At 40.7% G+C, this 2,132-nt stretch carries 1 protein-coding gene and 1 pseudogene; one reads left to right on the plus strand and one right to left on the minus strand.

All coding sequences use genetic code 11. The features are described 5' to 3' along the window. Positions 1-328, minus strand: a pseudogene (locus L1285_RS23405) (transposase); the annotation flags it as partial. Positions 329-539: 211 nt separating this feature from the next. Between L1285_RS23405 and L1285_RS23410 the strand changes: the two are divergent. Beyond that, positions 540-1,667: a serine hydrolase domain-containing protein gene (locus L1285_RS23410; protein WP_235414543.1), complete on the plus strand. Its 1,128-nt coding sequence runs from the start codon at positions 540-542 to the stop codon at positions 1,665-1,667. The last annotated feature ends 465 nt before the right edge of the window (positions 1,668-2,132 follow it).

Raw genomic sequence — 2,132 nt, forward strand, 5'->3', positions numbered from 1 at the left:
CAACGAACTTGTGCGTCAGCCAATTTCCCTTAAACAGTTTATGCCAGCGTATGACGATAGCTTTGTCATGCAATCGATTGGCTTTTTTATCGTCCACATACAAAACAAGGTGAGTATGGTTGCTCATTACTGCGTAAGCGCAGATATCGATACAGAAAATGGTGGCCAGCAGGAGTAGCTTTTCTTCACCCCACTCACGGCGATGCTCATAAGGCTGGCCTGTTGATGGGTCTTCACCGCATAAAAAGGCACGCCTTACACAGCGCGAGATGCAATGGTAGTATTTTGTGTCAACTAAGCTGACCTGGCTTTTCCGTGCCGCTGGCATTTGCTTCGTCCTTATCCTTGGAGCAGATTTCAAGCATAGATGGTGGAAGTATGGCTGACAAATTTTGAAGTGGGTGTCTACCAGACTTACCAGACTCATACTAAAAATTCCTAATAGCAAGGCGCTTGATGCCTAGGTTAATTTTCCATTTAAACCTTTTATTGAATTTTATCGTCTAAAAAAGAATTTCAATGATCTAAAAAGGAAAACGATGAACCGATCAATAACCCAAACCATATCAATAATATTGGCCATTTCATTAATGGCAGCTCTGGCCTCTTGTAAAAGTCATGACGCAACTAATTTTGAATCAAATACGAAACATGAACTCATAGAATTTATTGATGGAAATGTAGGGCAGGCCGTATCAATTTCTGTTGTAAACGCAGAAAATACTTACCAGTATCATTTTGGGACGTTAAGTAATGGCGATACGCCTAACAACCAAACAATATATGAACTAGGCTCTTTAACCAAAACTTATACGGGGCTAGTGGTTGCTAAGGCTATTCTTGAAGGGAAAGTTGAGCTAGACAAAGATATCCGCCATTACCTTAAAGGTAACGAATACAAAAATTTGGAGCTGTCTAACCAATATATAACATTACAACACCTCTTGACTCATACTAGTGGGCTCCCAAGAGATTTTGCTGTCAGTCGCGAAGATATTGAGCAAGGCAGATATTTTGAAAAAATATCAAAATACTCCACAGACGACTACTTTGATGATCTTAAAAAAGTGAAGCTTAGCTCTACACCTGGTGAGGACTATCTATATTCAAGCGTTGGTACTAATTTAGTTGGATATATTCTGGAATCAGTTTACCAAAAACCTTTTGAATTGCTGGTTTCTGAAAAGATCACGAGTAAGTCTGGAGAGCGAGGCACGAAATTCAGACGTACAAATTTCGAAGTAAGTGAAGTTACTGTAGGTACAGATGGAAATGGCAATCAAATGCCTTTGGCTAGTGCATATTGGTTTGCTAGTGGAGGATTAACTTCAGACGTTGACTCTGTCACGCGTTATATGCAACACCAATTGTCCTCAGAGCCAGAGGTGGCCATTTCTCATCAAATTTTGGATGAGAGTTGGACGGGTCATGGCTCGGCATTTTATTGGTACACAACTAAAGATGATTCAAATGAAATAATGCTCTATCAAAGTGGCGGCTCAATGGGCACATCTAGTTGGCTGGCCATTTACCCAAGTAAAAATGTTGGTATTTTCATCGTAACAAATGTAGCAGGGGACAATACTCAACCAAAGTTAGAAGTTATTTCAGATAAGGTTTTTGACTATTTGATGGCATATAACAAAGCCTCAAAGTCGGATGCGTAACAGTAGGCATAGTTCCGCTCCGCTGCATACTTGGAGGAAGTGTCGTGGCTTAGTGATTTTGTCCACCCCAAAAAACACAAACATCCATTGTTATCTGTTCCTTTCATGGTGCGGCAGGTTCAATTGAAAGTGCACCTGCCTGCATTCGGAAGCTGACTTTAGGAATGAGTGTCGCCCAAACGTCAGGATTGGGTGTCTCTCGAACGCTCCTTCCCACCATTCCCAAACGAGTGTCTCTCGAATGTCCTAAATCCGTGGTAAAGTCTCTGAAGTTAAAGAAATATGTTGCATCAGTATCAACCCGTGAAGGAATTTTACCTGAGATGACATTCAAGCATGCTATGTTCTAAATTGAAGTGCACCACTATAGTTCAAGTTAGCTATTTTGGAGGTGCAAAATGGGTCAAAAATACTGTCATTTGAGTCATCAAGAGCGGAAGCTTATTTTTAATTGGTCTCACTATC

It is taken from the genome of Pseudoalteromonas sp. DL2-H2.2 (genome assembly GCF_021532535.1).
In the GTDB taxonomy this organism is placed as follows: Bacteria; Pseudomonadota; Gammaproteobacteria; order Enterobacterales; family Alteromonadaceae; genus Pseudoalteromonas; species Pseudoalteromonas rubra_A.

Coding starts and splice junctions, on each gene's coding strand:
- L1285_RS23410 (WP_235414543.1), top strand. CDS start 540: ATGAACCGATCAATAACCCAAACCATATCAATAATATTGGCCATTTCA.